Origin of the sequence: Paenibacillus sp. Soil724D2 (genome assembly GCF_001427935.1) — a bacterium.
Taxonomy (GTDB): Bacteria; Bacillota; Bacilli; order Paenibacillales; family NBRC-103111; genus Paenibacillus_E.
The window spans coordinates 42,761-59,812 of record NZ_LMRY01000002.1 but is presented as its reverse complement, the minus strand read 5'-3'; the positions used below and the strand labels follow the sequence as shown (position 1 = coordinate 59,812).

General features: G+C 46.8%; 16 protein-coding genes. 10 read left to right on the top strand and 6 right to left on the bottom strand.

The window, feature by feature from the left end:
- Window position 1 precedes the first annotated feature (1 nt).
- The 5 genes from ASG85_RS04245 (at window position 2) to ASG85_RS04225 (ending at window position 3,121) form a co-directional block, all read left to right on the top strand.
- Window positions 2-1,198, top strand: a complete 1,197-nt coding sequence (locus tag ASG85_RS04245; RefSeq protein ID WP_057303892.1) for a response regulator — start codon at window positions 2-4, stop codon at window positions 1,196-1,198.
- Window positions 1,199-1,361: 163 nt separating this feature from the next.
- Entirely contained in the window at window positions 1,362-1,901 is a 540-nt protein-coding gene (locus ASG85_RS04240) for a C40 family peptidase (RefSeq protein ID WP_060645449.1), read from the top strand.
- 216 nt (window positions 1,902-2,117) lie between these two features.
- Window positions 2,118-2,519 (top strand): HAD family hydrolase, encoded by a 402-nt coding sequence (locus ASG85_RS04235; RefSeq protein WP_057303890.1) that lies wholly within the window; start codon window positions 2,118-2,120, stop codon window positions 2,517-2,519.
- Between the two features lie 13 nt (window positions 2,520-2,532).
- Window positions 2,533-2,745: a helix-turn-helix domain-containing protein gene (locus ASG85_RS38590; RefSeq protein ID WP_057303889.1), complete on the top strand. Its 213-nt coding sequence runs from the start codon at window positions 2,533-2,535 to the stop codon at window positions 2,743-2,745.
- Between the two features lie 175 nt (window positions 2,746-2,920).
- On the top strand, window positions 2,921-3,121 hold the full coding sequence (locus ASG85_RS04225; protein WP_028555213.1) for a cold-shock protein: 201 nt from the start codon (window positions 2,921-2,923) through the stop codon (window positions 3,119-3,121).
- Window positions 3,122-3,257: 136 nt separating this feature from the next.
- Here ASG85_RS04225 and ASG85_RS04220 read toward each other — a convergent pair whose 3' ends face one another.
- The 6 genes from ASG85_RS04220 to ASG85_RS04195 all read right to left on the bottom strand — a co-directional run bounded on the left by ASG85_RS04220 (window position 3,258) and on the right by ASG85_RS04195 (window position 10,960).
- A complete protein-coding gene (locus ASG85_RS04220; protein ID WP_060645448.1) occupies window positions 3,258-4,574 on the bottom strand; it encodes an ABC transporter substrate-binding protein in 1,317 nt (438 codons plus the stop codon).
- A gap of 134 nt (window positions 4,575-4,708) precedes the next feature.
- Window positions 4,709-6,325, bottom strand: a complete 1,617-nt coding sequence (locus tag ASG85_RS04215; RefSeq protein ID WP_057303887.1) for a response regulator transcription factor — start codon at window positions 6,323-6,325, stop codon at window positions 4,709-4,711.
- On the bottom strand, window positions 6,303-8,063 hold the full coding sequence (locus ASG85_RS04210; RefSeq protein WP_057303886.1) for a sensor histidine kinase: 1,761 nt from the start codon (window positions 8,061-8,063) through the stop codon (window positions 6,303-6,305). Before ASG85_RS04210 ends, ASG85_RS04215 begins: the two co-directional genes overlap by 23 nt.
- Window positions 8,064-8,141: 78 nt before the next feature.
- Entirely contained in the window at window positions 8,142-8,993 is an 852-nt protein-coding gene (locus ASG85_RS04205; protein ID WP_057303885.1) for a carbohydrate ABC transporter permease, read from the bottom strand.
- Entirely contained in the window at window positions 8,990-9,955 is a 966-nt protein-coding gene (locus tag ASG85_RS04200) for a carbohydrate ABC transporter permease (protein WP_057303884.1), read from the bottom strand. Before ASG85_RS04200 ends, ASG85_RS04205 begins: the two co-directional genes overlap by 4 nt.
- Window positions 9,956-10,168: 213 nt before the next feature.
- Window positions 10,169-10,960, bottom strand: a complete 792-nt coding sequence (locus ASG85_RS04195) for a putative protein N(5)-glutamine methyltransferase (protein ID WP_060645447.1) — start codon at window positions 10,958-10,960, stop codon at window positions 10,169-10,171.
- Window positions 10,961-11,214: 254 nt separating this feature from the next.
- Between ASG85_RS04195 and ASG85_RS04190 the strand changes: the two genes are divergently transcribed.
- The 5 genes from ASG85_RS04190 (at window position 11,215) to ASG85_RS04170 (ending at window position 17,032) form a co-directional block, all read left to right on the top strand.
- A complete protein-coding gene (locus ASG85_RS04190; protein ID WP_057303882.1) occupies window positions 11,215-12,183 on the top strand; it encodes a lysylphosphatidylglycerol synthase transmembrane domain-containing protein in 969 nt (322 codons plus the stop codon).
- A gap of 1 nt (window position 12,184) precedes the next feature.
- Window positions 12,185-13,645 carry an alkaline phosphatase family protein gene (locus tag ASG85_RS04185; RefSeq protein WP_057303881.1) on the top strand — a complete coding sequence of 487 codons (1,461 nt, stop codon included), beginning with the start codon at window positions 12,185-12,187 and terminating at the stop codon, window positions 13,643-13,645.
- Window positions 13,638-14,384: a glycosyltransferase family 2 protein gene (locus ASG85_RS04180; RefSeq protein WP_060645446.1), complete on the top strand. Its 747-nt coding sequence runs from the start codon at window positions 13,638-13,640 to the stop codon at window positions 14,382-14,384. Before ASG85_RS04185 ends, ASG85_RS04180 begins: the two co-directional genes overlap by 8 nt.
- On the top strand, window positions 14,381-15,907 hold the full coding sequence (locus tag ASG85_RS04175) for a hypothetical protein (protein ID WP_060645445.1): 1,527 nt from the start codon (window positions 14,381-14,383) through the stop codon (window positions 15,905-15,907). Before ASG85_RS04180 ends, ASG85_RS04175 begins: the two co-directional genes overlap by 4 nt.
- A 111-nt stretch (window positions 15,908-16,018) precedes the next feature.
- Complete coding sequence (locus ASG85_RS04170; protein ID WP_060645444.1) at window positions 16,019-17,032, top strand: hypothetical protein; 1,014 nt, start codon at window positions 16,019-16,021, stop codon at window positions 17,030-17,032.
- The last annotated feature ends 20 nt before the right edge of the window (window positions 17,033-17,052 follow it).

The window sequence follows — 17,052 nt, the reverse complement described above, 5'->3', positions numbered from 1 at the left end:
CATGGACATTCTCATCGTAGATGATGAAACAGTCATACGAGAGGGCATACAGCGTACGCTGCAGAACCGTTTCCCCGAGCATCGGGTTCATCTGGCTGCGAATGCGGAGCAAGCCATCACGCTGCTGCGGAGCCATCCGATTCACATCGTTCTGACAGACATTCTGATGCCGGGCATGACCGGTCTAGAGCTTATGAATATGTCTCGAAGCCGGCACCCTCATGTGAAATGGGTTGTCATTTCGGCCTATTCGGAGTTTGCCTACGCCCAGGAGGCAGTGCGGCTAGGGGCGAAGGACTATTTGCTTAAGCCGATCGGCAAAGAGGTTTTGATTGAAATGATCGGCAAGCTTAGCGAAGAAGTTACGCGTGACACGGAGCTGATCGAAGAGGCTGAGTTGCTGAAGGCCAACCGCAAATACTTGCAGGAAGCCGTCTTCCAGCGCTTTGCGCAGGGTTTGGACACGGGTCGCATCGATATGGGACCCTTCATGGAGCAGCACCCTTATTTTCATCTCATCATGGTTAAAATGGAGACCGACAAGCCCGTCTTCCTCGAAAATTTCATTATCGAGAATGTCCTGCTCGAGCTTATCGAGCGCTATGGTAAGGGCTTCGTGACGGTGCACGACAGCAAAAGCCTGCTAGGATTGGTCACACTGCCGGAAGGCAGCAGCCTGACCCTGCTGGTGGATGAGCTGCGCAGCCATCTCGTGAAATATTTGAAGGTGCCCTTTCAGATGATGAGCTCCGAGCTGATCGACTGCTTCCAGGCGGTGCCGGCAGAAGTACAGCGCATGAGGCAAGCGTCTACGACGCAGGTCTACGAGCACCATGCCAGCGGCAGCGATCGCTCCATAGAGGTGGCCCTGCAATATATCCGCACGCACTACCATGCCGATCTATCGCTAGAGAAGGTAGCCTCGATCGTCTACCTGAATTCTGTCTACTTTAGCCAGCTTTTTAAGCAAAAGACGGGTCAAGGCTTCAAGGAGTATGTTATTCACCTGCGTTTGGAGCAGGCGAAGCAGCTGCTGATGAATCCCAAGCTCAAGCTCGCTGATGTGGCTGAACGTATCGGGTACCATGATATTCGCCACTTTTCGCAGGTTTTCCGCAAAAAGTACGGCGTAACCCCTTCGGAATATCGCCAGGAGAACACGGGTGATAAACCGGATAAATATGTGTCAAGGGAATAATTTTCATCAAATTCTCATGGAATTCTAAGAATGGCGGTTTTTGCTAGTCGTGGCGCGTCTTTCTCCCTTTTCAGGTAAATACTGGATGATCGTAGTGTGGTAAGGTGGAATCAGGGTCAAACAAGCCCGTCACAACACGATCCATGAAGGAGGAAGTCCAATCATGCTAGTAGTGAAAAACAACCGCCTTAGCAAATCGTTAGTGGGGATAAGCTTAAGCCTTTCCTTGTTAACTTCAGGAACGATGTTCCTTAGCCCGCAGTCCGCTCATGCAGCAACAGACGCCACGTCAACAGCAACATACAGCGCAAGCGCAACGAGTACCAGCAAAGCTAACAGCATTATACGTACTGCACAATCTTATATAGGTAAAGTTCGGTACAGATTTGGTGTAAGAGATACGAATCGTTTAATCTTAGACTGCTCTGCTTTTACGCAAATGGTATTTAAGAAGAACGGCATCACGATCCCTTGGGGCTCTAGCGCGCAAGCGAAAGTAGGGACTCCTGTTAGGAGTAAATCGAAATTACAAAAAGGTGATCTCGTCCTGTTTAGTGTTAGCAGACCGGGACGCATTAATCATGTTGGCATCTATATAGGAAATGGTAAGTTTATTAGCAACACGACCAGCTCCGGTGTAGTAATTCGTGATATGAATACAGGCTACTGGAAAGATAGATTCATTTCAGGCCGTCATTTGTAAAATTGGACAAGCTGCTTAGAGCGTGAAAGCGCTTAGCTGAGCGTTCCAGTGCCTAAACCGCAATCCTACCTACTCAAGCCCTTACTCGAACCTCCTGTCCATGGTGAAGCTCTTGCTCATGAATAGAAGTATTGAAGTTAGGGCTTTTTGTTGACCGAGGACACTTTTAAATGGTATATAAAAGAAAACCGTTTGCAAGGGAGCAGAAGAAACGAAATGACCTTAAAAAAAGCATTTGAAGATGTTAAAAAGTTTCATGAAACGTTTGAGCATCCAGTAGGCACATCCCCACAGCGTCTTACCGAAAGTCGTAAATCAGCTCGTCTAGCATGGATGGAAGAAGAACTCCAGGAGTTTAAAGAAGCAGCGACACTGGAAGACGAAGTGGATGCGATGATCGATGAGTTATATTTTGTCCTTGGTACATTAGTTGAAATGGGCGTGGAGCCTGGACCGATTTTTGACATTGTTCAGCATGCAAATATGTCCAAGGTATGGCCCGATGGACAAGTTCATAAAAATGAGACCGGCAAGACCCTTAAGCCCCCCCATTGGCAGGACCCATTCGACAAAATTAAAGCTGAAATTCGCAGACAGCAAGGCAACCAAAATGGCTGAGGAGGGCGCAACAGTGGCGTTTCACACGAAATTAAAAGAGCTCAGACAGCAGCAAAATCTAACTCTCCGAAAGCTCGGGGAGAAGGCTGGAATCAGCTATTCCATCCTTAATTCTATCGAAAATGGTCGAATCGAGCCGTCGAAAGATGTCGCATTAGCACTAGCAATTGCCTTGAAAATAGAGGACAGGGAAGAGTTCTTATCTTTAGCAAGAAATCCCTCTTAGGGACAATTGCATTACACGATATTGTGTGGTAAAGTAATGTTAAGTCTTAAAGATTCACCCTGAATTGCGTATTGCAAAGGGTTATCATTAAGTTAATGAAACCTTTTCCAATGTGTAATTTTTTTGTTCGAAACAAGAAAAAAGACATGTTAATAAAACTTTGGAGGTATTACCCATGGCAGTAGGAACAGTAAAATGGTTTAACGCAGAAAAAGGATTTGGCTTTATCGAAGTTGAAGGCGGCAACGATGTATTCGTACATTTCTCCGCAATCACTGGCGAAGGTTTCAAATCTTTGGACGAAGGCCAACGCGTTGAGTTCAACGTAGTTCAAGGCAACCGCGGACCACAAGCTGAGAACGTTGTAAAACTGTAAGCTTAGCTTGCACAAATAGCATTCTCGAAGAACGGCCTCTCAACATTACGTTGAGGGTCGTTCTTTTTTGCGTTCAGCTCTAAAGGCAGCAAAACCAAAAATAAAGAGCCTCTAAAGAGGCTCTCCATTCACGTTATTATTGATAATCTTTTGCTTTTTTCACAAGCTCCTCATAAGCAGCTTCTGGCGTTATTTTGCCGAACATTACTTTTTCACCGATGCTCTTATAATCTTTAGCTGTATAGTTACTCCAGCCTTTAGCTCCGGCATTGAAAGGTTGAGCGTCAGGAGCAACATTCTTAATGAGTTCAATTTGCAGTTTATCTGCGGGAGTTAACTTCGGTGTTAGGTACTCAAGCATTTTCTTGGAAACCGGCACGCCTCTTGTTGTTGTTAGAATGTCTGCGGCTTCGCTATCATTCACGAACCAGTCGATGAATTTCTTGGATTCTTCCGCATACTTCGAATCAGCGCTTACCGACCAGAACATAGAAGGCTTCAACCAACCGCTGGACTTTGGTCCTTTAGGCTGAGCAACAAGTGAGTAAGCACCTGGTTTTACACCCTCGTAGCCTGGGAACAGCGCGGCGAAAGTACGTTTCATCAAGACACTGTCATTGTTCATCAAATCCAGCTTCGCATCAGATTCTTTATCTGTGCTGGCGATTTCTGCGGGAGGAATAACTCCGGCTGTTCGCAGCTCCGCATATTTCTTAACAAAGGTCAGCCACGTATCTTTATCGAAGTTGAATTTGCCATCCTCGGTGATTGGGTAGCCTTTACCCTGACTAATTTGATAGGCGGAATACGTGGTATAATCGGATGTCGCATCCATTAACACATATTTGTCTTTCTCAAGCTTGGCTTTCGCATCTTTACCAAATTGGAAGTATTCGTCCCATGTCCAACCGTTTTTGGGAGGTGTAATCCCTAGTTTATCAACGGCATTCTTGTTGTAGATCATGCCAGTTGCATTATTGCCTAGCGCGATGGCATAAAGCTTATCTTTAAATTTCCCTGAATCCACGAGCGATTTATCGATATCTTCGGTACGAATGCCTTTGGATAAGTCAGCCAGCTGGTTTCTGCCTGCATACTCGGCCAGCCATGCTGGATCCATTTGGATAATGTCCGGAGCATTTTTGGCTGCAGCTTGGGTAGCTAGTTTATCCGCGTAGCCATCAAACCCGGAGAATTCTGGCTCGAAGGTCACGTTAGGGTGTTTCTTTGTATACGCATCTAGTGCTTTTAATGTAGCGTCGTGCCTTGCCTGTGAACCCCACCATACAATGCGAAGCTTAACGGGCTGGGAGGCTGTAGCCGCGGGTGTTGCTGTTGCAGCAGGGCTGCTTCCCGTAGTACTTGGTTTATTTCCGGAACCACATGCACTTAGGGACAGCGCTATCATGGCAGTCATCGAAAGCATGCTCCATTTTCTCATCTGCACTTTCATTGAAAATCCCCTTTCACTACCTCATTATCTTTACAAGTTAATTATAGGACAACTGAAAAGAAGAAAAAGGAGAGTAATGAACACACTTCTTTCACTATTGATCACAATATTATGACAAATAGGTACATTCCCGGCTATAATCCGCTTTTACTTACTTCACTTGGGCTAATGCCATTATATTTTTTGAAAATAGAGCTAAAATAAGGGACGTTTTTGTAGCCAACTTTTTCGGATATCTCGTAAATCAAATACTTGCCTTCGGCCAGAAGAGCTTGTGCCTTTTTCATCCGCACTTGAATGACGTAGTTGGTGAAAGTTTCACCTGTCGCTTTCTTGAATATTTGATTCAAATAATTGCGAGACAAGTAAAGCTGCTTCGACATATCTTCCAAGCTAATCTCTTCGGCATAGTGATCATGTGCATATTGAATCATGAAATCAACCGCTTCTTTATGTTTGGAATTCTCGTTCCAATGGCGGCTGGTTGCAATGATATGAATTTTACCCTGCAGCCATTGCTGCAATTGTTCGGGTGTTTGAATTTGAATGATTTCCGACTGCAGCTTCATTTCTGGAAACAGTTCATCTAGCACAATACCTACACTATATAAGGAATAAGCAAATATAGTCCAAAGCTCTGTACATAAGTACTGCAAGTAAGCGGGGGTCATGGTTGACATGGTTTGCAGACGGTGGATATAAGCTTCCACAATCTGTGCAGCCGTTTCTTCTTTGGAATAAACAATCGCTTCCGCAAGCTCTTGATAAAACTTAACTGGACGAATAGCAAGTTCTTTCTCTGATGGAACAATCGATGGATGCTCTCGTGCAAGCGGCGGGATGATGGTCATCTGTAATAAATCTAGAAAGGCTTCTTCGGTGGAATCCGATATTTCCTGCCATGATTCCTTCATCTGGCCTAACCCTAGACGGATCGTTAGACGCAGATAAGTAAGGACACAATCCGTGATACGCTCGCCAATCAATTGAATCCTATGCATAACGTCATCTTTTACACTCGAACGCTCAATATGAAACATAATCGCGGCATGATGGCTGTGAAGCTCAATGAAGTCGGACTCAGGCCAATCTTCGGCCAAGATTTCTCTAATAATATTGGCTAAGGCAAAACGAAACAAATTCCAATCGATTAGCGATAGGTTAGCTGTGCGAACAGTGCTCATCAGCTCTATACCCATCACGAGGTGGTTCCTTTGCAGCCAATAGGCTTGTTCAGATAGCAGAATGCTTTCCGCGGCAATTGTTTCATTAAAGGTGCCGGTAATGACCGACTTCAGCCATTCTTGCTGCACAAACGGCTCATACATCATTAGCCTTCTTTTGACTTCTTCTTGCTCTATTTTTTTCAGTTCTTTCGTTTCTAGTTCTTTAATGACTTTGGCTAGCACAGCCCCCAGTTCTTCAATGGTTACGGGCTTGGACAAATAGTCACTCACCTGCAGCCGCAGAGCCTGCCGTGCATACTGGAAATCGGCGTAACCGCTTAGAATGATCAGTTCACCGGGAAAGTTAGTCTCTCGGAGCTTCTCAATCATTTCCAGGCCGTTCATCACAGGCATGTAAATATCCGTAATCACGATATCCGGCTGAGTTTGTCGGACCATTTCTAGACCTTCGGCGCCATCACTGGCCTCACCCACTAATTCGGCGTCAATAGACTCCCAAGGAATCGCCTTCTTCATACCTTCCAACACTTGAAAGTCGTCATCAATAATGAGTATTTTCCACATGATACTTCTCCTCGACTTCTTCTTTATTTTGGATTTGCGGCAATAGAATAGTGACTTCGGTGCCCCTGCCTTCCGTACTGGCAATATGGACCCCATAAGGAGGCCCGAAATAAGCCTGAATTCGTTCTTTCACATTTCGCAATCCGTAACCGCCTGTTTTCCTTGCCTTGGGTTGATCCCAATCGGGTCGCAGCCCAACACCATCATCCCAAATTTGAAATTGGATATCTTGCCCTAGCAGCTGCACATTCACTCGGATTTCGCCTTTCTTTCGCCCGTGAAAACCATGGATGATCGCATTTTCAATAAAAGGCTGCAGGGTAAGTCTCGGTACATACAGTTCTTTGGCTGATTCGTCGACAGAGATGGTGAATGTCAAGCGATCGCCCCATCGAATTTGCTGAATTTGCAAATAACATTCGACATGCGTCATCTCGTCCGCAATGGGGATCAAGGTTTCACCATTGGAGAGGCCGATGCGAAACATTTTACCCATTAAGGAAAGGATCTTGCTGATTTTCGTTTGACCGGAATCAATGGCTAGCCAGTTTAATTGATCCAATGTGTTGTATAGAAAATGGGGATTGATCATAGCCTGCAGCGCCTTAATTTCGGCTTCTCGTTGGCGCTTGTGCTGATCTTTCAATGAGGTTAAAAGTTCCTCTATTCGTTCCATTTGTTTGCGATAGCCGTTAAATAAATTTCCGAATTCATTGGTGTAATCCGTAGGCAAGTCCGAAACAAGACCCCGATCGGGAAGCTTGCTCATAAAAGCAACCAAAAGTCTAATTGGATTGGTAAATTGTCTGGATATAAAGAAAGTGAAAAAAGATGCAATAAAAATGGCGGATAAGCCAACAGTTAAGAGAATTAGTGCTAATCGAATACTGCCATGGACAATGCTCTTCCACGGTGTCACCTCAACGAGTGTCCAGTTCGAGGGGGATTTACTCCAAACGAGTAAGGCTTCACTTTGCTCTTTGGCTTTTAAATGAACACTTCCGGACTTCTCCTGAATCAACCTAATCTTCTCCAGCTCACTCTCTTGTAAGTTGGGATCGCCTATGGCAGCAATTGTTCTGCCGCCAGCGTCAACTAACAATCTGCTTCTTCCCTCTGTTTCACCTCGAATCAAATTCTGGATTTCGGATGATTTCACATTAAGCAAGAGCAAGCCATAATAGATTCCTGAGTTATTGTAAAGCTTTCTTGCAAAGCTAGTGACGGGTAGCGAGCCTTTATTGGTTGGAATAGTACGTTCTTTTATCCAAGCAAAATCATTATTTTGGATGTCCGAAAACCATTCCTCGTCCTTCACCGTCTTTAAATCATAAACGCGAATTGGCCCCTGAGCATCTGTCACGAACGGGCGTTCGATATATAAATAAATGGATTGTACCATTGTCGTGCTGTAGGTAATGCTGGCTAGTAGGGCCTCCAAATCTGCCTTGCGTTTTTTTAGCTCAAATAAGTCACTCTCCAGAGGATCATACCCAATAATATCGATATTTCTGGAGGCTGCGTTAGACATCTGCTCAATAGAGTTCAACTGAGTGACCAAGCGCTTATTCAACTCATTTAACAGATCCTGCTGATAATTAGCGGTATTGTCAGCTAACTCGCGTGAAGTTAGGCTGTAGCTGATCCAGGAGGAAATGAGCAGCAGCACGGCAATAAACGCGGCGAAGCTTCCAAAGAACAGGCGGCCGATTCGAACGCGCTTGAATAAGTTAAACACAGCAGCCCCTCCTCATTTACTTCCATAAAAGTGGAAAAAAGGCTGCGGAAGCGCAACCTTTTTAAGTATTATATTATTCTATCCTTTCACTGCACCCGAAGCAATGCCATCGACAAAATGGCGCTGTGCCATAAAAAAGAGAATCAGTGACGGAATAATAGAAACGAGCGACATGGCAAGTAATTGTCCCCACGGAAGAGCTGATTGGCTGTCGACGAACAGCTTCAAAGCAAGACCGACGGTGTATTTGCTCACAGAATTGATATACAGCAAGTGTCCGAAGAAATCGTCCCAATTCCAAAGGAAACAATAAATGGCGACCGTTACGAGTGCGGGCTTCGTTAAGGGCAGAACAATGCGTAAGTAAATGCCGAACCAGCTGCAGCCATCCATTTTGGCCGATTCATCCAGCTCCCGCGGAATTCCGCGAATAAACTGCACCAACAGGAAGATAAAGAAGGGTCCTCCGATCCCGCCTGCTAGAGCATGCGGAACATAGAAAGGCAGATACGTATTGACCCAACCCCAAGTATTAAACATGATGTACTGGGGAACCAGTGTCACTTGACTTGGCAGCATCAGGGTGACCATTAGAATGGAAAACCAGAAATTTTTCAGCGGAAAATCTAATCGAGCGAAACCAAAAGCTACCAAGCTGCAGGAAATGATAGACGTTACAAGAACTCCAGCAATCAGTTCAAAAGTATTCAGATAAAAATGAGTAAAGGTGAACTTTGGAATGGCGACCCACCCTTGGCTGAAGTTACTCCATAACCACTCCGTAGGAAAGAAGCTGGGCGAGCTCATCTCCGCGTTCGATTTAAAAGCAGCTCCCACCCACCACAACATGGGATATATCATGATGAGACTAAACAGTGCCAATAAGAAATGCGTTCGAAAAGTGCGTGTTCCAATCAGCTGGTTTCTCATTTTCTTCTCCCTCCTCCTTCTGTTTCGTAGAATACCCAGTAACGGGATGAGGCGAAAATTAAAGCCGTTACGATTGCAATCACTACAAGGAGTATCCATGCCAGAGCGGAAGCATAACCCATCTCATATCTAGAAAAAGCACGATCATATAGGTATAAAGCATACATATACGTGGAGTTAATGGGTCCGCCTTTCGTAATGATGAAGGCTTGCGTAAACATTTGAAAGGAACCGATTGTCTGCAGTACGAGATTAAACAACAGTACAGGCGACAGCATAGGTAAGGTAATACTGAAAAACTGTCTAACTTTAGATGCCCCATCCACGGAAGAGGCTTCGTATAACTCGGCGGGTATTTGTTTTAATCCGGCTAGGAAAATAACCATCGAAGAACCAAACTGCCAAGCAACCAGTATAATTAAGGTGCCTAAAGCTGTATTGGGATTGCTAATCCAACTGATTCCCTCGATACCGAAATAACTTAAAAATCGATTGATAAAACCGTTAATGCCGAAAATATTTTGCCAAAGAATAGCTACAGCAATGCTGCTCCCTATTAATGAAGGCAAATAGATGAACGTTCGATACACAGAAATCCCTTTTATTTTCTTATTGAGCACCATTGCAACCATTAAGGCGCTGAAGAGTTTGATGGGCACGGATAATACGACAAAAAGAATCGTTATTTTCAAAGATTGACGAAACATCTCATCGTCTGCAAAAATGCGTTCATAATTTCTTAAGCCAATCCACTCTGGCGCATCTAACAACGTATATTTTGTGAAAGAGTAGTACATCGATTGAACCATCGGCCATAAGGTTAACAGCAGAAATCCAAGTAACCACGGGGAAATAAATAGATACCCAGCTATGGGGGATTCCCAGCGTCCTTTCAGGGTGAATGCTGTTGTCAGTTTGCGTGAAGAAAGCTTTTGGGGAGCAGCGCTAGTTTCAGGCTTCATCGGGATTAACCGCCTTTCATTTCAATAACACCTTTATGTTTAGTATAAAAGGTATTGCCTACCCGAAAAATGAGAGTAATGAACACAATTCATTCACAATCGAACAAATTGTTCTGCGAAAATAAAGTTGTTAAACAAAAACCCAGTCAAAACACCAAAATTAAGTGTTAGACTGGGTTTTTATTTACTAATGGCTGCTTTGCCAAGCAGGGTTCACTTCTCGTTTACGGACAGGCCGGGCCTGGTTCCTATTACGACTGTGGCGTCCAGTTCGTCTAATCTAGCTACCTGCGGGATCAGCCCATTGCTAGCGAAAATTTTGATTGTCTGCGGCGCCTGCCGCTGGCTAGTCTCAATCAGAAGATGGCCACCCGGTGCCAGCCAGATTGGCGCCGCAGCCGCCACCCGGCGCTGGACGTCATGCCCATCTGCGCCCCCGTCGAGCGCCACCAGCGATTCGTGAATCCTGGCCTCTGGAGGCAGCAGCCTGATCGCCTCGGTGGGGACGTAAGGTGCGTTGGCGACCAAGATGTCGACGCGGCCTCGTAGTTTGGCGGGCAACGGCTCGTAGAGGTCGCCTTCATATACATACCCACTGGCGGAAGTGACGTTGCGGCGGGCACACCGTACTGCGGCTGGGTCGATGTCGGTGGCGTGCAACTCGATCTGTTCTAAGACGGCAGCCAGTGCTGTGCCCACTGCGCCCGAGCCACAGCATAGGTCGACCACTACGGCTCCTGACTGTGCGAGTGCTGCGGCTTGGCGAACGAGAAATTCTGTGCGGTGGCGAGGTACGAAGACTCCTGGATCCACGGCTATCTTTAGACCGCAAAACTCCGCCCATCCGATGACATGTTCGAGAGGCAAACCGGCGACTCGACGATCCACCATGGTGATGAGATCGTCCGACGTTCGAGCTGCTGAGATGAGTAACCGGACCTCATCTTCGGCGAAAACACAACCAGCGGCTCGAAGCCTGCTGACAAAGATTGTTTCATTTATTATTTATCTTCACTCTCTTTCGAATAAATCCATCATGTCTCATAATGAACATGATAACAAAACATTTAAGGATAATGTGGATAAAGAATCGCTATAGCCATTCTGTCCGGTAGTTCGTCTTGCTGTTGGCAATTCTATGCATCCCCTTCTGGAATTATGTTGACGTAACCCCCCAAACCGCCTATACTGACCATGATTCTCATTCTCACATAAAACTAGTTTGAGGTACCCTTAACTAAAAGAAGGTCACAACAAATATGCCAACAAAGAAACAAATTGTTCGTTTCCTGGCGATCCTTTTGATCGTTTGTTCTATTTTTCTGACATGGCAATGGTTCGATTCGAAGGAATGGCTCCGGGACGTAGAGCTTCTTTTCCATCAACCCCAATGGTTGGTCTTCATGTTCGCCATCTACCTCCTCTCTTTCCTCCTAAAGGCCGCAGCTTGGCGAATTTATACAGGGTCTGAGGTGCGATTCAGCATTTATTTTCATGCTATTAGCTATAGCTTGCTCGTCAATCATGTACTTCCGGTGAAAGCGGGAGATGGCGTTCGTGCTGGCTTATATATGAAGCATGGCGGGAAATCGTGGGAGGAAGCGTTCCATTCCGTTGCGGTCATGCGATTGCTTGATGTGCTCGTGCTTGCCGGAATTGGGGGAATTGGCATCATTCGGTTAGGTCTGCCCTCTTCATGGATCTGGGTGACGGTGTTGGCTGGGGGAACCGTGATTCTCGCAACAGCGCATTACCTGCCCATGATTCGCAAAATTCCATTCATAGCGAAGCATTCGGCTTATTTTCATCTTAAAATGCTTTCTGGCAAAGGGCTCGTTATTGTAGGCTTGATTGCTTTAAGCTGGATCCTAGAAGCTGGTGTTATCTTTGCTGTTGCTCGCATGATCGGCTTGCAGCTTGGGACAATCTCGCTCGTTTGGGCGAATAGCATGACGATTGCTGGACAAATTTTCCACATAACCCCAGGTGGGATAGGTACCTATGAAAGTACAATGAGCGGGTCCCTTGTCTTGCTCGGTGTTGATGGTAAGGATGCTTATAGGGCGGCACTTGTGTCGCATACTTTTAAATTTCTTTTTGCCTACACGTTAGGGGCGTATTCACTTGTGCGAATGCCTTTAGGTTGGCACGAGATGAAAACCTGGATTGGACGGCTTAAGGGTCACAAAAAACCATCATTGAATGGTAACGCACGGAAGGATGATTAATATGAAAAAAGCTTCATCGTTTGAAATCGTCGCAGCTCGCTGCTGGAACTTGCTAAATGAGGGAAAACCGTTTACCCCGATTTTCGTTGTGGGCGTCTTTCTGCTCTATCATATCGGCGTATGGTCCGATCCTAGTTTTTGGAGTTCCGCTGGTTTGGGGCTGCTCGTGACCCTCCCTCTTTTTGTGCTGTATTATTGCTTTGATTTTCCGCTTTTTTTGCGAAATTATTTATGGATGCCATTCATTGCTGCGCTGCTGATTTGGGAGCGGTCTGAGTTCTCGCTGTATTTGCTAGCGCTAGGGTTGTTCTACTTCTTTACGGTTTATTTCTGGGGCACTTTTTACTATCATCTACGAATTGGGACGACTTGGTGGAATTTCACACGGTTCTGGAAGCTAGTTCTGAAAAATAGCGACTCGACGAGCGGCAATGCGCAGGAGCAGATGCCTAAATTTTTGCTGCTGCTTTTCGTATGGAATCATTATTACCGTCAGTTCGAGGGTGGTGTTTCCGCTGATGTGGGTACGGGGCTTCTATTTGCGGGCGGTTTGCTGATATACAGCTTCATTCTCCATCGTTATTTGTTTGACTGGAAACCAGCCGAAATCCCAACGTACACACGCGATTCAAGCGATGTACAAGCGGGCGGACAAGCACTGAATAAGAAGGTCATTGTTATTGTCGTGGACGGGATGCGCAAAGAGCGCTTTGAAGAAGCCGACGCGCCATTTATGAAGAAACTGCGAGCAGAAGGCACAGAGTATGCCCAAATGGAAACCGTTTATCCTGCGCGAACCGTGGTATGTTTCTCTTCGATGTTCACGGGTACTTACCCGCGCGAGCACGGTATTCGCTCCAATATGGTTTGGAGGCTGGGGATTCGGGTTGAAAGTATTTTTGATTCGCTGCGTAAGGTTGGGAAAAAGGGACGTCTGCTCGGCATAGCGCACTTAATCGACTCCATGGGAGACGATGTTGAAAGTGTGACCGCTGTGATGCATAACGATGTCGCAGATCGTAATATTATCGAACGGGCGAAGAAGATCATGGCCGAACAAAATCCGGATTTACTCGTTGCCCAATTGATTGGAGTTGACCAAACGGGTCACAGCCGAGGCGTTTTATATGACGATTACACGCAAAAAATCGCAGAAGCCGATAAATTAATCGAAGAATTCGTTGGCTGGCTTGAAGAGCGCGGCATGATGGAGAATACAACACTCATTATATGTGCCGATCACGGACAGGCTGATGGAATTGGTGGACATGGCCATTTGGATGAGGGTGAGCGCTATGTGCCTTTCTTCCTGCACGGTCCTGCCATCCAAAGCGGCCATCGCATTGATGAAAAGCATTCCCTCGTATCTATGGCCCCAACTTTGGCCTATCTGCTGGGTGCGCCATTCCCAAGCCATAGTCGCGGACCCGTCCTAACGGAGGCTATTAAGCATCATGACTAAGAAAAAAATCATCGTTTTTATGCCTGCGCATAACGAAGAAGAGAATATTAGCGGGGTTATTGCCCGCGTTCCGAGAGCTTTCCACCCTCAGTATGAGGTGGAGGTGCTCGTCATTGACGACGGGTCCAAGGACCGCACGGTCGCCGTCAGCAAGGCAGCGGGAGCCGACCACATCGTGTCGTTCCCACACAATAAAGGACTCGGCGCTGCCGTTCGTGAAGGGCTGAAGCAATGCTGCCTGCTCGGCGCCGACATTGGCATCATGATCGATGCGGATAATGAGTATCCGCCGGAGCAAATTCCCGATGTCCTTGCGCCCATCATCGCCGGGCGGGCGGACTACACCTTCGGCTCACGCTTCAAAGGGCAAATTCAAGGCATGAAGCTGCATCGCCGTTTAGGCAACTATACGTTCACACTGCTGCAGGCGATCCTGCTGCGCAGATGGATTTATGACGGCCAATCTGGGATGCGCGGGTTTTCTCGCGATGCGATGGAGAATGCCGTTATTGTCCACGATTACAATTACGCCCAGGTGCTCACGTTAAACTTGGTTCGTCAGGGTTACCGCTTGGAGGAGATTCCCATCTCATACCAAGTTCGGACTAAAGGCCAATCCTTCATCAAATTCAGACAATATGTAACCTCCGTTCTTCCGGCGATCTATAAAGAAATGAGACGCCCTGTCTCCAAACGCAATGTGAATCCACAGACGAATCGAGATGATGCGGGCATATGAAACTTAATGCAATATGGTTGGCGCTGTTCGCAGCTGCTGTTATTGCTGGAGTGACGTGCCTAAGTATTGTCTACGCCAGCTCCTTTGCGCGAACGTGGGACGAGGTCGATTTCACGTTGGCTCTACATAGGTATGATCTACTCGCCATGCAGCCTCATTTTCCGGGTTATCCGTATTTTATTCTAGGTGGTTGGTTTATTAACCAGTGGATGAATAATCCCGTTAAAGCTTTATCTGTCTTCAACACCCTAGCAGCCTTAAGCTCCGCGCTTCCGATGTTTTTACTGGCAAATCGTCTGACGGGCAGCGGCATAAAGAGTCTTTTACTGCCTGCGCTCGTATTAAGCAGCCCTTACATCTGGCTCATGTCCTCACGTCCCATGTCGGAGTGTGCGGGTATGGCCTTATTGTGGTGGTTTCTTTGGAGTATCCGCTTTGCGATGGATCGTCCCGTTACCATGCTACGTCATGGACTGGCGCTGCTGATGTTCGGCTTCCTTCTGGGGACACGCCTATCCTTCTTTCCGTACGGTCTTGCGTTGGTGCCCCTCTGGTACGGAATTTGGCAGTACGGTGCGAGCGGTTGGCGGAGATGGTTGAGACTGGGGTGCTCGGCCTTGGCTGCGCTGCTGTTTCAGCTGCTTTGGATAGCTGGTTTGGTGCTTTCCGAAGGAACTCTCGCTGGTTTCTGGAAGCTCTCACTGGCTTTCGTTGAAGGACACTTCTCCGAATGGGGCGGCGGCGTTATCTCTACCCCGATGCCGCTGGGAGAACGAATCTACCAGCTCATTGGACACAATTTGCTGGGATCAGCCCTGCTAGGCGGTTCTATTCTCATTGGCTTATGTGTCGTCGTTATTGTCGCTGCAACGTTTATCGGTCGGAGATTCGTTCCTCCAAGTGTGCAGGGCAACGAGAATCGGCGTTACATCTTCTGGCTCGTTGGCTGTGCCGTTTTGTACACCCTTTGGGCTCTTTTTGGTCAAAATATTGAGAAACCGCGTCATATCGTTCCTGTCGTTGCCCCGATATTGCTTCTAATGTTTGCTTTTATCATTCGAACAGCAGATGGATTAAGGACATCCACGCATAGGACGCGTCTATTGAGAATAGCGCCAACGATCCTGTACGCCCTCCTCATTAGCCTCATATCCATTCAAGTTGTGTATGGGGCTCAGCTTCAGAAGCGGCAGGCCGTGGAAGAACCGGCAGTTTATCAGCTTCATGACTATGTAAGCAGCTTGCAAGAGCCTCTCCTACTGTTTACATGGGAAGAAACGAGGGTACTGCAGTACTTGCAGGCCGACTACGATCATCAGCGTATCTATACATACGGGTACTTTCAAGCGTTGGCTGGGGCGAATCCCGAGCGGCGTGTGCTGCTAACCGATCATGTCGTTCAAGGCTTTGCGCAGCAAGGCAAATCGGTGAAGGAGCATTTAAAGCAGCTTGCTGAGTTTAAATCCGACGACCTATTTGACCCGGCGTATGGGCGCGTTATTTTATATGAGTGGGTGCGTTAAGAGTGGGTTCATCTTCTAGGTAAAGTAAAATAATGGTTGACACAAATATGGACAATGATTATCATTATCAATGACAACGAGGTTCCAAACAATCATATCAGGGGTGAAGACATGAAACGATGGCTACTAGCCGGTTTGACTTTTGTTCTAGCGGCATTGATCATCTTGCCGTCCTCCGCGCTGGCCTATTCGTATGGTGACGCCAATACTGAAGCAGTCGCTGAAACCTTTAAGCTGGTTCAAACCAGTGTAGGCGATGGAGCGAACAATTGGGGCGCTGCGGAAAGTGCTTACAAGGAGATAAGAGCAGAACTCGTATCGCACTTCGGCGATGGAATAGCTGCCACACTGGACGCTAATTTCCAGGCCAAAGATAGTAAAGAAGTCATTGCTAATTTCAAAGCTGTCCTCGTCATGAACTTGGATCGACGGTTTACCTATGCTACCAAAGGGCTTGATGATTATGCAGAGTCTAAACTCTTGCTAGCCAAAGCTAAGGCGACCTTTGATACACTGGAGCTTTATGTGGGGGCGGGTTCGAGTGAAATTAATAAAGCTTTCGAAGCCGCACTTGAAGCGCTTGGGAATCCTGGATTGTTCGGTGTAGGGAAGAAGGATGTACAGCCAGATGTCTTCAAGGAAAAGGTCAATTTTATCTATGGTAAGGTGAAGCCTTTATTCCCTTATAAGGCTTACGTCAAGCCTGCCGCTCCAAGTGAGTCTACTCCTGTTCCTAAACCGCAGGCAACAACTGCCCCGGTTAAGAACGAGGCAGCGGTCAAGCCAGATCAACCAGCGCCAACGGCTAAACCGACAGAGACGAAGGCACCCGATGCAGCTGCAGCAGTGGAGACGAAGTCGCCTGAGCCTAGTGCAACGGCTAGTGCTAGTCCAACACCAACTGCGGAAGCGGCTCCTACAGCTACTGTAGAAGCGCCGGCTAAAGCGTCGGAAGCAGCGGGTTCGGATAATAAGCAAGCTGAGCCGGCGAAAGAAGCGTCGGCGCATGCACCTATGGAACGTTCCGATAAAACGAATCCATTTATCAGCATCACTGTTATCGGAGGGGTTATTGTTCTTCTGGGTGGGGGCGTATGGTTCGCTCGTAAAAGAAAGTGGATTTAAATATTTCTTACAAACTTGAG